This window comes from Streptomyces sp. NPDC059499, from assembly GCF_042749285.1.
GTDB lineage: Bacteria > Actinomycetota > Actinomycetes > Streptomycetales > Streptomycetaceae > Streptomyces.
On sequence record NZ_JBHYTT010000003.1, the window covers coordinates 633245 to 649790 of the forward strand.

Sequence of the window (16546 nt, forward strand, 5' to 3'; positions counted from 1 at the left end):
CGAATCCGACCGGATCGGACCGCTTCGCGGACGGTAACCCTCCGCAAGGCTTGTGGGGCAGAACGTGTTGTGGCGGATTCATGACGTTCGTACACCCCCCTGTGACTTACGAAAGGGGGGTGGGGGGCCATTACCCTTTTCGATGGCCCCCTGCCCGACCACTCCGGAACGCGAGATACATGACCGGCACAGACGATGTCCTGCTTGTCCACGGCGGCACCCCGCTGGAGGGCGAGATCCGCGTCCGAGGCGCCAAGAACCTGGTGCCGAAGGCAATGGTCGCCGCGCTGCTCGGCAGCGGGCCCAGCCGGCTCCGCAACGTGCCCGACATCCGCGATGTGCGGGTGGTCCGGGGACTGCTGCAGCTGCACGGTGTGACCGTCCGCCCCGGTGACGAGCCGGGCGAACTCATCCTCGATCCCTCGCACGTCGAGAGCGCGAACGTCGCCGACATCGACGCCCACGCGGGCTCGTCGCGCATCCCGATCCTCTTCTGCGGTCCGCTGCTGCACCGCCTGGGCCACGCGTTCATCCCGGGGCTCGGCGGCTGCGACATCGGCGGCAGGCCGATCGACTTCCACTTCGAGGTGCTGCGCCAGTTCGGCGCGACCATCGAGAAGCGGGCGGACGGCCAGTACCTGGAGGCCCCGCAGCGGCTGCGCGGCACGAAGATCCGGCTGCCGTACCCGTCGGTGGGCTCCACCGAGCAGGTCCTGCTGACCGCCGTCCTCGCCGAGGGCGTCACCGAGCTGTCCAACGCGGCCGTCGAGCCGGAGATCGAGGACCTCATCTGCGTACTGCAGAAGATGGGCGCGATCATCTCCATGGACACCGACCGGACCATCCGGATCACCGGTGTCGACAAGCTCGACGGATACACCCACCGGGCGATCCCGGACCGCCTGGAGGCGGCCTCCTGGGCGTCGGCGGCGCTGGCGACCGAGGGCAACATCTACGTGCGCGGCGCCCAGCAGCGTTCGATGATGACGTTCCTCAACACCTTCCGCCGGGTCGGCGGCGCCTTCGAGATCGACGACGAGGGCATCCGCTTCTGGCACCCCGGCGGCGCTCTCAACGCCATCGCGCTGGAGACGGACGTCCACCCCGGTTTCCAGACCGACTGGCAGCAGCCGCTCGTGGTCGCCCTGACGCAGGCCGCCGGCCTGTCGATCGTCCACGAGACGGTGTACGAGTCCCGGCTCGGCTTCACCTCGGCGCTCAACCAGATGGGTGCGCACATCCAGCTCTACCGCGAGTGCCTCGGGGGCTCCGACTGCCGGTTCGGGCAGCGGAACTTCCTGCACTCCGCGGTCGTGTCGGGGCCCACGAAGCTCCAGGGCGCGGATCTGGTCATCCCGGACCTGCGGGGCGGCTTCTCGTACCTGATCGCCGCCCTGGCGGCGCAGGGAACGTCCCGGGTGCACGGCATCGACCTGATCAACCGCGGCTACGAGAACTTCATGGACAAGCTCGAGAAGCTCGGCGCGAAGGTCGAGCTGCCGGGCGGTTCACTCGTCTGACACCGCGCCGGACGCGCTCCGGCGCACGCACAGTGCTGCCGCACACAACACTGCGCACCCCGCGCACCACAGTCCGCCGCCCCGGCCCCGCACAAGGGTCCGGGGCGGCGGTCTGTTCGCGGCCCCGCCCTGCCGGGCCCCGGACGCGCCGCCTCACAGACGCCCCAGGGCGCCCGTACAGGCCCGTACGGGCCCCAACCGCCCAACTCCGTACACCTGGGGCTCACAGCGGCCGTACGGGCCCTGTGCGGGCGCCGCAGGTGCCACGCTCCGCTCCGGGCATGCCGAAGGGCGGCCGTCCTGGTCAGGACGGCCGCCCTTCTTGATGCCTACGGGGCTTACTTGCCCTTGGCGGCTTCCTTGAGCTTCGAGCCCGCGGAGACCTTCACGCTGTAGCCGGCCGGGATGTTGATCGGGTCGCCGGTCTGCGGGTTACGAGCGGTGCGAGCGGCACGGTGGGTGCGCTCGAAGGTCAGGAAGCCGGGGATGGTGACCTTCTCGTCGCCCTTGGCGACGATCTCGCCGACGGTCTCGGCGAGGGCGGCCAGAACGGCGTCGGCGTCCTTGCGGGTCACCTCGGCACGGTCGGCCAGGGCGGCCACCAGCTCACTGCGGTTCATGTTGTTACTCCCGTGTTCTTCTTGCCTGTGAGGCGTGAGATCGAAGCCGATGCTGCCAGGGCCCTCTGACAGTCCCCGGACCCGGGTCTGATGTCAGACCCTCGCGCCCGAATACGCATCCTGCCCCCACCTGCGGCGGTAACGCCAATCCGGAACCCCTCGACGCCACACGAAAAGCACCACTGATTGCCCGTGGTGACGTTCCGTCGACTTCTTGAAGCGGTCCGCAGCGGATGCCGGGCCTGTGGGGCTCGCTGCCCGCCTACCCTAAAGGGGCGTTTGGGACGTCGCGACCCACGACGCGCCGTACGGGGCGCGCGGACGTGAGGTACGGCACCGTCCGCAGGAGCCGTGGCCGACCCCCGCGGACGGCGTGTGCTAGACGGGATCCGGCGTCGCCGCGGCGGCTCCGGCCGCCTTCGCGGCGGTGCGGACCGCGCCCGCGACCGCTCCCGCGACCTTGTCGTTGAAGACCGACGGGATGATGTAGTTCGCGTTCACCTCGTCCTCGGCGACGACGCCCGCGAGGGCGCGCGCGGCGGCGAGCATCATCTCCGTGTTGACGGTGCGGGACTGAGCGTCCAGCAGACCGCGGAAGACGCCCGGGAAGACCAGGACGTTGTTGATCTGGTTCGGGAAGTCGGAGCGGCCGGTGGCCACAACTGCCGCCGTCTCGCGGGCGATTGCCGGGTCCACCTCGGGATCCGGGTTTGCGAGGGCGAACACGATCGCACCGTCGGCCATCGCGGCGACGTCGTCACCGTTCAGCACGTTGGGGGCGGAGACACCGATGAAGACGTCGGCGCCCACGACGGCCTGCTTGAGGGTGCCGGTGACACCCTCGGGGTTGGTGTTGTCGGCGATCCAGCGCAGCGGCGAGTCGGGGTCGGCGGACACGAGGTCCTCGCGGCCCGCGTGCACCACTCCGTGGATGTCGGCGACGACCGCGTGCTTGACGCCCGCGGCGATGAGCAGCTTCAGGATGGCCGTACCGGCGGCGCCCGCGCCCGACATGACGACCCGTACGTCACCGATCGACTTGCCGACCACGCGCAGCGCGTTGGTCAGCGCGGCGAGGACGACGATCGCCGTGCCGTGCTGGTCGTCGTGGAAGACGGGGATGTCCAGCGCCTCGCGCAGCCGTGCCTCGATCTCGAAGCAGCGGGGGGCGGAGATGTCCTCGAGGTTGATGCCCGCGAAGCCCGGGGCGATCGCCTTGACGATCTCGACGATGGCGTCGGTGTCCTGGGTGTCCAGGCAGATCGGCCAGGCGTCGATGCCGGCGAAACGCTTGAACAGGGCCGCCTTGCCCTCCATCACGGGGAGCGCCGCCATCGGGCCGATGTTGCCGAGGCCCAGCACCGCGGAGCCGTCCGTGACCACCGCGACGGAGTTCCGCTTGATGGTCAGGCGGCGGGCGTCCTCGGGGTTCTCGGCGATCGCCATGCAGACCCGGGCCACACCCGGGGTGTAGATCATCGAGAGGTCGTCACGGTTGCGGATGGGGTGCTTGGACGCCATCTCGATCTTGCCGCCGAGGTGCATCAGGAACGTACGGTCGGAGACCTTGCCGAGGACGACGCCCTCGATGTCGCGCAGACCTTCGACGATCTCGTCCGCGTGCGAGGTCGAGGAGGCCGCGATGGTGACGTCGATCCGCAGCTTCTCGTGGCCGGAAGCGGTCACATCGAGGCCGGTGACCGAACCGCCGGAGGACTCCACGGCCGTGGTGAGCTGGGAGACCGCTGTGCCGCTCGCGGGCACCTCCAGCCTGACCGTCATCGAGTACGAGACGCTGGGCGCCGTTGCCATGGCCGAGTCCTTCGCTTTCCTGAGCTTCATTGCTGTCGCGCGCACATGGGATCCACCCCGTACGCGCGTTCCGATCGTCGCACCTACCGGCCGGTAGCCGGTAATGACTGCCACCTTTCGGAAAGTTTTTTCCACCATACGAGAAGCTACTCGTTCGAGGGAACCCCTGCCGGTGCCGCGCACCCCGTGGAAACGACAACAGACCCGCGCCACCCTCGGGTGACGCGGGTCTGTCTCTTCACTCAGGTGGCACCGACCCGCCATGCTCGCCTCGCGGCAAGTGGTCGCTCGTAGCGACGAAGGTTGGGCCCGGGGGCTTGGATCGAGCCGGTGCCAACACCAGGCTAACAAACACCCTGGAGAAGTGATTCCTGCGCGACGGGTTGACTCGGAAAAGTACCGCCGCCCGCAGGAACCGGCTTCCCCTCAGTCCCTCAGCAGGTCGGGAACGCCGTCCGCATCCGGCAGATCACGCTCCCCCGAGACCACGGTCAGCTGCTGCGTCGCGCGGGTGAGCGCCACGTACAGCACCCGCAGGCCGGCCGGGGACTCGTCCGCGATCTCCGCGGGCGAGACGACGACCGTGGCGTCGTACTCCAGGCCCTTCGCCTCCAGGCTGCCCAGCGCCACCACCCGTTCACCGAGCTCCGCCAGCCAGGCACGGGCCTCCGCGCGCCGGTCCATCGCCACGACCACGCCCACGGTGCCGTCCACCTCGCCGAGGAGTCTGCGCGCCTCCTCGCGGACGGTCCCGGCGAGATCCCCGCCCCGCACGGTCTCGAAGCGCGGCTTCACCCCCGTCGAGCGGACCGCGGTCGGGGATTCCATTCCCGGCATGGCGAGTGCCAGCACCTTCGCCGCGAGTTCGGCGATCTCCGCCGGGTTGCGGTAGTTGACCGTGAGGGTGAACCGGCGCCGGGGCCGGTTGCCGAGCGCCTCGTCACGGGCCGCCGACGCCTCGTCCGGATCGGACCAGGAGGACTGCGCCGCGTCGCCGACGATCGTCCACGTGGCGTGCCGCCCGCGGCGGCCGACCATGCGCCACTGCATGGGCGTCAGGTCCTGCGCCTCGTCGACGATGACGTGCGCGTACTCCGTGCGCTCCGCCGCCAGCCGCTCGGCCCGCTCGCGCTGGGTCTCCTCGCGCTGCGGCATCAGCTCCTCCAGACCCGTGAGCTGGTCCAGCGGGTCGAGCTCACGCTTCCGCTTCGGGCGGTGCGGAGTTCCCAGCAGCGTCTGCAGCTCGTCCAGGAGCGCCACGTCATGGACGGAGAGCGGACCCTTGCCGTCCCCGTCCAGCCGCTTCAGCGAACGGGCGAGACGGCGCACCTCGCCCTGATTGAGGATCCTGCGCGCCCAACGGCCCAGCCGCCGCTCGTCGGCCATCGCGGCCAGCACCCCACGAGGGGTGAGTTCCGGCCACCAGGCGTTCAGGAACGTGAGGAACGGTGTCTCCGTGGAGACGTCCTCGTCGAAGGACGAACGGAGCTCCGCGGCGAGCTCGGGGTCGGTGTAGCGGCCCCGGCCCGACGACTTGCTCCACAGGGCGTCCAGGAGCAGTTTGCGGGCGCGCGGGCGCAGCAGGTTGACGGGAGCGGTGCCGCCCAGCACGTTGTGCCGGATGCGCCGGAGCTCGTCCCCGTTCAGCTCGACGCGGGCGCCGAAGGCCACCACCCTCAGCTGGGTGGGGGTGGCGGCCGCGTCCGGGGCCTCCGCCTCTCCGAACGCCAGTTGCCCCTCCTGGGAGGCGGGCCGGGGCGCGGGCTGCTCCAGCGCCCCGCGGGCGACCTTGCGCAGCACGTGCAGCATCCGGGAGGAGCCCTTGATCCGGGCCACGGCCGGCTCGTCGTACGTGGTGGCGCCCTCGATGCCCGCCGCCTCGTCGGACAGCGAGCCGACGGCACGGATCGCGACCTGGCCCTCCTCGCCGAGCGAGGGCAGCACCCCTTCGGTGTACGCGACCAGGAGCGGCGTCGGCGAGACGACGAGGATGCCGCCCGCGTACCGGCGCCGGTCCTGGTAGAGCAGATACGCGGCCCGGTGCAGGGCGACCGCGGTCTTGCCCGTCCCGGGTCCTCCGGAGACCTCCGTGACGGAGGCGGCGGGGGCGCGGATCACCATGTCCTGCTCGGCCTGGATCGACGAGACGATGTCCCGCATGGTGTGGCTCCGTGCCTGGCCCAGCGCGGCCATCAGGGCACCGTCGCCGATGACGGGCAGCTTGTCGCCGCCCAGGTACGCGGTCAGCTCCGGACGCATCAGGTCGTCCTCGACCCCGAGGACCTTGCGGCCCTTGGAGCGGATGACCCTTCGGCGTACGACCCTGCCCGGGTCCTTGGGCGTCGACCGGTAGAACGGCGCGGCGGCCGGAGCACGCCAGTCGATCACCAGGGGCGCGTAGTCGGAGTCGAGTACTCCTATGCGGCCGATGTGCAGCGTCTCGGCGACATCGGCGGTGCTGTCCTCCCGTACGGCGTCGTCGGCGGGCTCGACCGAGGTGAAGGCGCCGTCCGGGCCGCGTTCGCCGTCCTTCCCGTGGAGGAGGTCGATCCGCCCGAAGAGGAAGTCCTCGAACTCACTGTTCAGCCGGTTGAGGTGGACCCCGGCACGGAAGACCTGGGCGTCCCGCTCCGCGAGCGCGCCCGGCGTACCGACCTGCCCCCGCTTACCGGCGTCGTGCATGAGAAATTCCGCCTCGTCGATCTTCTCTTCGAGACGGTGGTAGACCCGGTCCAGATGTACTTGTTCGACACCGATTTCCCGGTCCCGCAACGAATCGACAGCGGCATCCTGCGCGGCCACCGAGGCCCCCTTCTGACGTGCATTGGGCAGCCGTCAACCGTACGCGAAGAGGGGCCCCCGGCGCACCTGCCGCCCGTATTGCGTTTACGCGTCGATCTCCACCAGCCGCTCGCCGTCGAAGGTCCGCACCTCGAAGTGGTCGATGTCGTTGCGCGCCATCGCCGCGCCGCCGTGCACGTACAGCGGGTCCTTCGCACTCGCGTGGGTGGAATTCTCGATTCCGTATCCCCACTTCGGAACGGACCAGGAAGTGACGATCTCCTCCTCGCCGGTCTTGGACACGGCGATCAGGCTGCATTTCTGCGGGCCCTTGACGTTCTTCAGCTGCAGGACCGTGTGCGTCCCCCAGGCCTTGGGCTCCATTCCGACCGTGGCGTCGACCCGGGTGGTGGGATCCGTCGCCTGCAGCTTCTCCGTCATGTGGTGGAAGAAGGCGTCCTCGGCCGGGCTCGTCGGATGGGGATCGGCTGCCTGGACCGACTTCCCGGCGGTGTCGTCGCCCGTGGCGGTGACCGCGACCACGGGGCCGCCGATCACCAGAACCGCGGCCGCCGCGATCAGATACCTGCTGCGCCTGCGCCGCTGCGCCCGCTTCTGCGCGACCTCGTCGACCAGGCTGTCCAGCAGTCGCGGAGCCGGCCTGTCGGGGACGTGCGGGACGGGACGGGCACCGGGGAGGGCCGCGGGGGCCTCCGCGAGCATCGCCAGCATGGGCTCCATCCCGGCGAATTCGTCGAGGTGGGCGGCGCACAGCGCACAGCCGGCCAGATGCGCCTCGAAGGCGCTCGCCTCGGCGTCGTCCAGGATGCCCAGGACGTAGGCACCGGCGGCGTCGTGCTCCGGGCCTTCCACGGGGAACTCGAAGGGGCCCGCGGACGGGCGTGGGGGGCCTGACGGCCCCGAGGGGCCGCGGGGGCCCGTCGGCCGGGGCCCGAACGGCTGCCACTCGCGGTCGCTCATGCCGTGATCCCCCTCTCTTCGAGTGCGAGCTTCATCGAACGAAGTGCGTAGAAAACCCGGGATCGCACAGTCCCGCTGGGGATGCCGAGTACCTCGGCGGCCTCGTTGACCGTACGGCCCTTGAAGTAGGTCTCGACCAATGCTTCCCGGTGAGCCGGGGTCAAATCGTCGAGCGCGTCCGAGAGCGTCATCAGCCACAACGCCTTGTCAATCTCGTCCTCCGCGGGAATGACCTCCAGCGGCGACGGATCGACCTCGCGGGGCCGGGCCTGCCGGCTGCGGTGGCCGTCGATGACGATGCGCCGGGCGACCGTCACCAGCCAGGGGCGGACTGAGCCGGTGGCCCGGTTGAGCGAACCGGCGTTCTTCCAGGCACGGATGAGCGTTTCCTGCACAACGTCCTCGGCCCGCTGGCGGTCACCCGCGACAAGGCGGAGTACGTAGGCGAGCAGGGGACCGGCGTGTTCGCGGTAGAGCGCCCGCATCAGCTCCTCGTCGGGGACGTCGGAGGGAGATCGGGGCGGTTCACTGCGATGTCGAGCCCTGTGCGGACGGTCATCGGCCACGGCCGCATCCTTGCGCACACGATCCTCCTGGTCGAGACCCTGTCGAGCTCTGTGACCATCGATACGCACGCGGGTTCCGGTTCATTCAACGAACTCACAACTTTCTTTTGCGACTCGCGTCCTGGGGAACGGCCTTGACCCGGCGGCGGTGCCGGGCCACCCGCTCCCGGTTGCCGCACACCTCGCTGGAGCACCAGCGCCGTCGCCGTCCCCGCGACGTGTCCAGGTAGAGCCGCCGGCAGGCATCGCCCTCGCAGCGGCGCAACCCCTCCCTGGCCACCGGATCCGTCAGCAGGTCCACGGCGTCCCGGGCCACCGCCGCAAGGAGCCCGTCGCACGCGGGGCCGGCGCTCAGCGCCCGTACGAGAACGCCGCCCTTGCCCCGTACGGCCCGCAATCCGGGGGTCGGCACGGCCGCGAGCGCGTTGATCCGGTCCAGGGCGCCGTCGTCGCCGCGGCCGGCCAGCTCGGCCGTCACCAGCAGGTCGATGCCCGCCCGTAACTCCCAGAAGCGCGCCACCCAGTCGTCGTCCACGGCGGTCAGTGGCGTCCCCCTCGGGATCAGCCCGGACGCCACCAGCCAGTCGGCGAGCCGGGCGGGACGGTCCAGCTGCTCACAGGTTCCGGAGCTCCCCACCCCCGTCGCCACCAGATCCAGACAGATTCGGCCCGCGTCGAAACGCCAGCCGTACGAGCTCGTGCCCGCCGCCATGCGCCTGTCACCGCCCTGGGGTCACCGTGGGAGTCGCCTCCAGAGTGCCCGTCCCCGGCCCCGCCCGGAACCCCTCCTGCCGCCCGGGCCACCGACGTACCGTGTCCCCGTGAACGAGGAGACGGTCACCCTGACGGCCGGACCGCTGCTGATGCGCCCCTGGCGCCCGGACGACATCCCGGCGCTTCTCGCGGCGTACGACGACCCGGCGATGCGACAGTGGCTGCTCACCCAGGTGACCGAAGTCGCGGACGCTGAGCGGTGGCTGGCGGCCCAGCGGGACGGCTGGGCGTCCGGCCAGCCGCTTCAGCTTCGCCGTGACCGATACGGAGCGGGGCGGCCGGCTCGTCGGCAACCTCGCCCTGAAACGCCCCGTACCGGGTGCTGAGAGCGCCGAGGCGGGCTATTGGACCACGGCGGCGGCACGCGGCCGCGGCGTGGCCCCACGGGCCCTCCAGGCGCTCACCGACTGGGCGTTCACCACGTTCGCCGCGGAGGGCCTGCGGCGGCTGGAGCTGCTCCACCAGGTGGACAACGAGGCGTCGTGCAGGGTCGCGGAGAAGGCCGGCTACCCGCTCGCCGAGGTCATCCCCGCCCTGCCGCCGCAGTACCCGCTCGACGGCCACCGGCACGTCCGGCACGCACCGTTCAGTGCTGCGGCGGTCCGTCGTGCAGGATCCGCTGGAACATCCGGTGGTCCTGCCACGCGCCATTGATGTGGAGATAGCGCGACGCCGTACCGATGAGCTCGAACCCGGCCTTCGCCAGCACCCGTTGCGAGGCCGTGTTGTCCACGACCGTCCCGGCCTCGATCCGGTGCAGACCGAGCCCGTCACGCGCCACCTCGCAGACCCGGCCGACGGCGGCGGTCGCCAGCCCCTGGCCCGCCCGGCCGACGTCGACCCAGTAGCCGAGCCTGGCGTTGCGGAACGGACCCCGCTCGATCGACGCGAGCGTCATCGCGCCCACCACGCGGTCCTCCTCGTCGGCCAGTACCCAGGGCATGGCACGCCCTGCGTCCCGGTCCGCCAGCAGTCCGGCCAGACGCTGGGCCTGGCCCCGCGGGGTGTAGAAGGCCTCCGGCCTCACGGGCTCCCAGCGGCGCATGTAGGCGCGGCTGCGGGTCAGGGTCTCGGCCAGGGACTCGGCGTCACCGGGCGTCACAGGCCTCAGCCGGACGCCCGCGACCAGGGGATGGATGTCGTTGATCATCCCCGCACGGTAGCGACCCGTCAGGAATCCGCGTACTTGGTGTCGGCGGACGGGTCCAGCGCCAGCCGGTAGCCGCGCTTGACGACCGTCTGGATCAGCCTGGCCACGCCCAGCGCCGTACGGAGCCGGGCCATCGCCGTCTCCACCGCGTGCTCGTCCGTGCCGCTGCCGGGCAGCGCCCGCAGCAGATCGGCGCGTGACACCACCCAGCCCGGCCTGCGGGCCAGTGTGTGCAGGAGGGCCATGCCCGCGGGCGGCACCGGGCGCAGGGCGCCGTCGACCAGCGCGGCCTGCCCGCGGATCTCGAGCGTGTGCCCGGCGACCGGGAGCGTGCGGGCACGGGCGGGCAGCTGGGTGCAGAGCACCTGGACGAGCGGGCCGAGCCGGAAGCGTTCCGGCTGGACGGTGTCGATGCCCCGGGCCTGCAGGGGCAGCGCGGTGACCGGCCCCACGCAGGCCGTGACGACGTCGTGCCGCAGTGCGGACAGGACCTCGGGGAGCATTCCTCGTGCCTCGGCCCGGTTCAGGTACGAGGCGGCGGCGGGGGCGCTGGTGAAGGCGAGGGCGTCCAGACCGCGGGCGACCGTGACGTCGAGCATCCGGTCGAGCGGGGCGATGTCCTCCGGGGGCATCCACCGGTAGACGGGTACGCCGACGACCTCCGCGCCCGCCGCCCGGAGCGCCTCGACGAAGCCGGGCAGCGGTTCGCCGTGCAGCTGGAGGGCGATCCGGCGTCCGTCGACGCCCTCGCCGAGCAGCCGGTCGAGCACCTCGGCCATCGACTCGGACCCGGGCGACCATGCCTCCGTGAGTCCGGCGGCCCGGATGGAGCCCTTGACCTTGGGGCCGCGGGCGAGCAGTTCGACGCCGCGCAGCAGATCCAGGAGCTGGTCCCCGATGCCCCAGCCGTCGGCTGCCTCCACCCAGCCCCGGAAGCCGATCGCCGTGGTGGCGATCACGACATCGGGTGCGTCGTCGATCAGTTCCTTGGTGGCGGCCAGGAGTTCGCTGTCGTCGGCGAGCGGCACGATCCGCAGGGCGGGGGCGTGCAGGACCGCGGCGCCCCTCCGCTGGAGGAGCGTTCCGAGCTCCTCGGCGCGACGGGCGGCGGTCACCCCGACCGTGAAGCCCGCGAGGGGCCCGTGTTGTGCGTCGTCGTGCATGGCGTGATACCCGGCTCTCGTCCCGCTGCTGCTCGATGGTGCGGAGGACCGAGACTGCCAACCCTGCGTGACAGTCTCGGTTCACCTGTATTTCCCGCCCGTTACGTCGCCTGACGCCTTGTGGCCATCCTCACACCTCGGCATAGCTGAGCTGGGGCTTCGCGGGCACGGGCGCGGTCCGGCGAAGGTATACCGCCCACGTGAGGGTGAAGCAGACGGCGTAGAAGAGCAGGAAGGACCAGAAGGCGGCCGTCCCGGCGCCCGAGGTCGCGAAGGACTGGCGGAAGGCGAGGTTGATCGCGAGGCCGCCCAGGGCGCCGACCGCCCCGATGAGCCCCATGGCCGCGCCGGACAGCCGCCGTCCGTACGCCGCTGCCTCCTCGCCGCGCAGGCCCTGGCTGATCCCCTTGGCGTGGAAGATGCCCGGGATCATCTTGAACGTCGAGCCGTTGCCGAGTCCCGTCAGCACGAACAGGGCGATGAATCCGACGAGGAAGACGGAGAGCGACTCGATCCCGGAGGCGTAGACGACGACTCCGGTCGCCGCGGCCATCGCCGCGAAGTTCCACAGGGTGATCCGGGCGCCGCCGTAGCGGTCGGCGAGCCAGCCGCCCGCGGGCCTGATCAGCGAGCCGAGCAGCGGTCCGATGAAGGTGAGCGAGGCGGCCTGCAGCGGGGTACGGCCGAACTGCGTCTGCAGGACGAGGCCGAAGGCGAAGCTGTAGCCGATGAACGAGCCGAAGGTGCCGATGTAGAGCACCGCCATGATCCAGGTGTGCGGCTCACGTACGGCCTGGAGAGCGGCCCCGGTGTCGTTCTGGACGGGCCGGAGGTTGTCCATCCGGAGGGCGGCGCAGACTGCGGAGACGATGATCAGCGGTACGTAGACCCCGAGCACGATCCGCGGGTGCGCGGCGCCCGCCGTACCGATCACCAGCAGGCCGATGAGCTGGACGACGGGGACGCCGATGTTTCCGCCGCCCGCGTTGAGCCCGAGGGCCCAGCCCTTCTTCCGGAGCGGGAAGAAGGCGTTGATGTTCGTCATCGACGAGGCGAAGTTGCCGCCGCCGATGCCGGTGAGCGCCGCGACGACGAGGAAGGTGGTGTACGAGGTCCCGGGTTCCATCACCATGAAGGCGGCGACGGTCGGCACCAGGAGCGTCAGCGCGCTGAAGACGGTCCAGTTGCGCCCTCCGAACAGCGCGACCGCGAACGTGTACGGCACCCGGACGATGGCACCGACCAGGGTGGCCGTGGAGATCAGGAAGAACTTCCCGGCCGGGTCGATCCCGTACTCCGGTCCCATGAACAGGACCATGACGGACCACAGGGACCAGATCGAGAATCCGATGTGCTCCGAGAGCACGGAGAACCACAGGTTCCGCCGTGCCACACGCTCGCCGGACTCGCGCCAGAAGGTCTCGTCCTCCGGCTCCCACTGTTCGATCCAACGACCGGCCATCACGCGCCTCCACAGGGGTCGGGGTGTTGTCCTGCCGACGTTATGGAAGCCGCGTTTCGGTGCGGTGCCGTGAGGTGACCGGTGCGCAACCTTGCTCTCACTCGGCCGTCGGGGGTGCGGTGAGCCGGGCCCGCCGCACCCCTGTCACCGGCCTCAGGCCCGGCGCTTGTCCGCCCCGTTGGGCCACAGGCGGGGCCGGCGCTTCGCGGCCACGTCCTCGACCCAGCCGAACGCCAGGATCGCCAGCCCTATCAGCGGCCAGATCACGATGAGGACCAGCACCTCGTACGACTGCTCTATGTACGTACCGAACGTGTCGCCGAACCACGGGACGGACCAGAGTTCGTCGACGAGTTGCACGGCGGCCATCAGCAGCATGTTGTGCCACAGGTAGATCGTCACGGCCCTGTTGTTGGCCAGCGTGACCAGGCTGTCCCACCCGGCGAGCCTTCCGGGGAGCTTCTGCCAGGACGGCGCGTACACGAGCAGGATCGCGCAGAAGCCGAGGGACCAGGTGGCCTGGGCCAGCGGGATCTCGTCCAGGTTCCAGCCCTCCTCGGTGAGGTGGCCGGACGCCCACCACAGGCCGAAGCCCATGACGATCGCGGCGGACGACACCGCCAGGTAGCGCGGGATCTCCTTCAGCAGCCCGTCGTTGTGGGCGAAGCCCAGGATCCAGCAGGAGCCGAAGACGGCGAAGTCGATGAGACCCTCACCGAACGTGCCGGGGACCGTCACCAGGCCGGTGCCGATCACGGCCGTGAGGCCGATCGGGGCGAGCAGCGTCACCCACGGCAGCCTGCGGAACGCCTTCAGCAGCAGGGGCGAGGCGAGCACGAACCAGAGGTAGGCGCGGAGGTACCAGAGCGGGCCCGCCGCCTGGTCGGCCCAGGTCAGCTCCAGCCAGCCGCCGGTCGAGCCGCTCTCCTCCGGGTACGGCGGGGTGCCCACCGGGAAGATGTAGTAGGCGATCTTGATGAACCACCACACCCCCTCCTCGCGGACGGGCTTCCAGCTCAGCGCGAACATCACCGGCACGACGACGAGCGAGAACGCCCACATCGGCGGCAGCAGCCTGCGCAGCCGGCTGCGGATCACGCTTCCCGCGGGGCGGGCGAGCGAGCGGGCCATCAGCGAACCGGCCAGGGCGAACATCACGCCCATGGACGGGAAGAGGACCGTCAGCCAGGCCCAGCCGAAGAGGTGGAAGAAGACGACGCGGACGAGGGCCACGGCCCTCAGGACGTCGAGGTAGCGGTCCCGTCCCGGCTTGGCGGCCGGGGCGGCCCCGGCGCCGGCCGCCCGGCCGGGCACGGGCGACGGAGCGGTGGGCGGGGCGGCATGGCGGGCCGTCCGCGTCGGGTCCGGGAACGCTCCGGTGTGCGCCGGGCGGGCGCCGGGGGCGGTCGGTGCGGGAACGGTCTGTGCGGGGACGGCGGGCTCCGCGGCGAAGGGCCTGCCGGCCGGCGGGTACTGAACGTACTCACCGTGCCGGCCGGTCTCGCCGGTGTGGCCGTACTCGCCGTCCGGCGGGTACGGGCCGTCCTGCCGGGGCTGGTTCGGGTAGGTCATGCGACCGGCCTCCGGTCCCTGCCCGCGTCGTTGCGGCGGCTCTGCGTCGCACCGGGCGCTTCCACCGCTCCGGTACGGCGCAGCTTCTGCCAGCGCAGCCGGCCGCCGGTGAGAGCGGTGATCCAGGACTGGAGCAGCACCACGTACATGAGCTGCCGGTAGAGGATCTGCTGGAGCGGCAGGGAGATCAGGTGGACCATGCGCTCCCGGTCGAGCCGGAACGCGTACGCGGCGCAGACCGCCTGCACCAGCAGGACGCCGAACCAGGCGGCGACCGTCTTCCCCGTCGGGCCGAAGACCAGTCCGTACAGCAGGAAGACGTCGATGAGGGGCGCCAGCAGCGGGGCGACGACCATGAACAGGGAGACGAACGGCAGTCCGACCCGTCCGAAGCGGCCCGAGGGGCCCCGTTCGATGACGGCGCGGCGGTGCTTCCAGATGGCCTGCATCGTGCCGTACGACCACCGGTAGCGCTGCGACCACAGCTGCTGCACGGACTCCGGGGCCTCGGTCCAGGCCCGCGCGTTCTCCGCGTAGACGACGTCCCAGCCGTCGCGGTGCAGGGCCATGGTGACGTCGGTGTCCTCGGCGAGGGTGTCCTCGCTCATGCCGCCGATCCGGTCCAGCGCGTCCCGGCGGAACGCGCCGACCGCACCGGGGATGGTGGGCATGCAGCGCAGCATGTCGTACATGCGGCGGTCGAGGTTGAAGCCCATCACGTACTCGATGTGCTGCCAGGCGCCGATCAGCGAGTCACGGTTGCCGACCTTGGCGTTGCCCGCGACCGCTCCGACCCGGGGGTCGGCGAAGGGCTGTACGAGCTCGCGCACGGTGGAGGGTTCGAACACCGTGTCGCCGTCCATCATCACGACGATGTCGTAGCGGGCGTTCGCGATGCCGTTGTTCAGCGCCGCGGGCTTTCCCGCGTTGCGCTGGCGGACGACGCGGACGTTCGGGATCCACATCTCGTCGACGAGGTCGGCCGTACCGTCCGTCGAGCCGTCGTCGATGACGATGACCTCGATCGGGTAGTCGCTCGCCACCAGCGAGCGCACGGTCGCGGCGATGCACTCGCGCTCGTTGTACGCGGGAACGAGGACCGTCACCGGGCGGGTGAAGGGTTCGCCCCAGCTGAAGTCCTTGCGGCGCACCCGCCTGGCGTGCAGGAAGGACAGCAGCAGCATGAGACCGAAGCGGGCGAGGACCAGCGCGCCGATCACCGCGAGGCCGACCACCAGCACGCTGGTGACCTGCTCGGAGATGTCCACGGCGGTGACGAACGCCTTGCCCTTCCAGAGCGCGAATCCGGTGACCGGGGTGTGCGCGCTGGGTGCGCCGAGAGCGGCGGTGAGGTTGGTGAAGGCGTAGCCCCGCTCCTGCATCTGCGGCAGGAACTTCCCGATGGCGGCCACGGTCTGGGCACGGTTGCCGCCGGAGTCGTGCATCAGGATGATGGCGCCCTTGCCGTGCTTGGGCGTGGCTCGCTCGATGATCGCGTCCACACCGGGGCGCTTCCAGTCCTCACTGTCGGTGTCGTTCACGACGGTGAGGTAGCCGCGGCTGCCGATGTACTGCGTGACCGGCCACGACTTGTTGTCCATGGCGTCGGAGAACGAGGAGTACGGCGGCCGGAACAGCGACGTACGGATACCGGCGGCGCCCGCCAGCACCAGCTGGTTCTGGGAGAGTTCCCGGTCTATGCGGCTGGTGGACTGGAACGACAGGTCCGGGTGGTTGAACGTGTGCAGCCCGACCTCGTGCCCCTCGTCGACCATGCGTTCCACGAGGTCGGGGTAGCGCGAGGCCATGGTGCCGGTGACGAAGAACACGCCGTGCGCGTGGTGCTTCTTGAGCTCGTCCAGGACACGCGGGGTCCAGACCGGGTCGGGGCCGTCGTCGAAGGTCAGGACGATCTTGTGATCGGGTATGCGCAGGGTCTTCGCGGCCCCGCCCCGGGCCCGGGCGTCGATGACCGGACCGCCTTCGAGAACACTGTCCGGCACCTGGGTGGTGGGGGCCGGGGCCTGGATGCGGTGGTCGGCGAGGATCTCGCTGTGCACGTATCCGCGCAGCATCAGCATGGCGAGCAGGGCGACAAGGAGGAGCGACGGAAGCAGGTAGCGCATGGGAAGCCTGCGCCGTACG

General features: G+C 70.7%; 12 protein-coding genes and 1 pseudogene. 2 read left to right on the forward strand and 11 right to left on the reverse strand.

Features of this window, described 5'->3' with window-relative positions:
• Positions 1–179 precede the first annotated feature (179 nt).
• Entirely contained in the window at positions 180–1520 is a 1341-nt protein-coding gene (gene murA, locus ACFW9O_RS11610) for a UDP-N-acetylglucosamine 1-carboxyvinyltransferase (protein ID WP_015608864.1), read from the forward strand.
• Between the two features lie 338 nt (positions 1521–1858).
• Here the strand turns inward: murA and ACFW9O_RS11615 are convergent, their stop codons facing one another.
• The 6 genes from ACFW9O_RS11615 to ACFW9O_RS11640 form a co-directional block, all read right to left on the reverse strand.
• Positions 1859–2140, reverse strand: a complete 282-nt coding sequence (locus ACFW9O_RS11615; protein WP_003968811.1) for an HU family DNA-binding protein — start codon at positions 2138–2140, stop codon at positions 1859–1861.
• A 378-nt stretch (positions 2141–2518) separates the two neighbouring features.
• Positions 2519–3952, reverse strand: coding sequence for an NAD-dependent malic enzyme (locus tag ACFW9O_RS11620; protein WP_351176945.1), 1434 nt, complete (start codon positions 3950–3952; stop codon positions 2519–2521).
• A 426-nt stretch (positions 3953–4378) separates the two neighbouring features.
• Complete coding sequence (locus tag ACFW9O_RS11625; RefSeq protein ID WP_384607726.1) at positions 4379–6754, reverse strand: HelD family protein; 2376 nt, start codon at positions 6752–6754, stop codon at positions 4379–4381.
• Positions 6755–6838: 84 nt separating this feature from the next.
• A complete protein-coding gene (locus ACFW9O_RS11630) occupies positions 6839–7714 on the reverse strand; it encodes an anti-sigma factor family protein (protein ID WP_384607730.1) in 876 nt (291 codons plus the stop codon).
• The gene (locus tag ACFW9O_RS11635; protein WP_329210482.1) at positions 7711–8298 is read right to left on the reverse strand and encodes a sigma-70 family RNA polymerase sigma factor; all 588 of its coding nucleotides are present in this window, start codon (positions 8296–8298) and stop codon (positions 7711–7713) included. The genes ACFW9O_RS11630 and ACFW9O_RS11635 overlap by 4 nt, the downstream gene beginning before the upstream one ends.
• A gap of 76 nt (positions 8299–8374) precedes the next feature.
• Positions 8375–8992: a CGNR zinc finger domain-containing protein gene (locus ACFW9O_RS11640; RefSeq protein WP_384607734.1), complete on the reverse strand. Its 618-nt coding sequence runs from the start codon at positions 8990–8992 to the stop codon at positions 8375–8377.
• A 151-nt stretch (positions 8993–9143) separates the two neighbouring features.
• On the opposite strand from ACFW9O_RS11640, the pseudogene ACFW9O_RS11645 reads away from it, so the two are divergent.
• Positions 9144–9708: pseudogene (locus ACFW9O_RS11645) on the forward strand (GNAT family N-acetyltransferase).
• On the opposite strand, the gene ACFW9O_RS11650 reads toward ACFW9O_RS11645, so the two are convergent.
• From ACFW9O_RS11650 to ACFW9O_RS11670, 5 genes are all read right to left on the reverse strand, one after another.
• Complete coding sequence (locus ACFW9O_RS11650; protein WP_384607737.1) at positions 9641–10204, reverse strand: GNAT family N-acetyltransferase; 564 nt, start codon at positions 10202–10204, stop codon at positions 9641–9643. The pseudogene ACFW9O_RS11645 and the gene ACFW9O_RS11650 overlap by 68 nt on opposite strands.
• 20 nt (positions 10205–10224) lie before the next feature.
• Complete coding sequence (locus ACFW9O_RS11655; protein ID WP_384607740.1) at positions 10225–11367, reverse strand: uroporphyrinogen-III synthase; 1143 nt, start codon at positions 11365–11367, stop codon at positions 10225–10227.
• Between the two features lie 130 nt (positions 11368–11497).
• A complete protein-coding gene (locus ACFW9O_RS11660; RefSeq protein WP_384607742.1) occupies positions 11498–12829 on the reverse strand; it encodes a nitrate/nitrite transporter in 1332 nt (443 codons plus the stop codon).
• 153 nt (positions 12830–12982) lie between these two features.
• A complete protein-coding gene (locus ACFW9O_RS11665) occupies positions 12983–14401 on the reverse strand; it encodes an acyltransferase family protein (protein ID WP_384607744.1) in 1419 nt (472 codons plus the stop codon).
• Positions 14398–16527, reverse strand: a complete 2130-nt coding sequence (locus tag ACFW9O_RS11670) for a glycosyltransferase (protein WP_384607861.1) — start codon at positions 16525–16527, stop codon at positions 14398–14400. Before ACFW9O_RS11670 ends, ACFW9O_RS11665 begins: the two co-directional genes overlap by 4 nt.
• Positions 16528–16546: the final 19 nt, after the last annotated feature.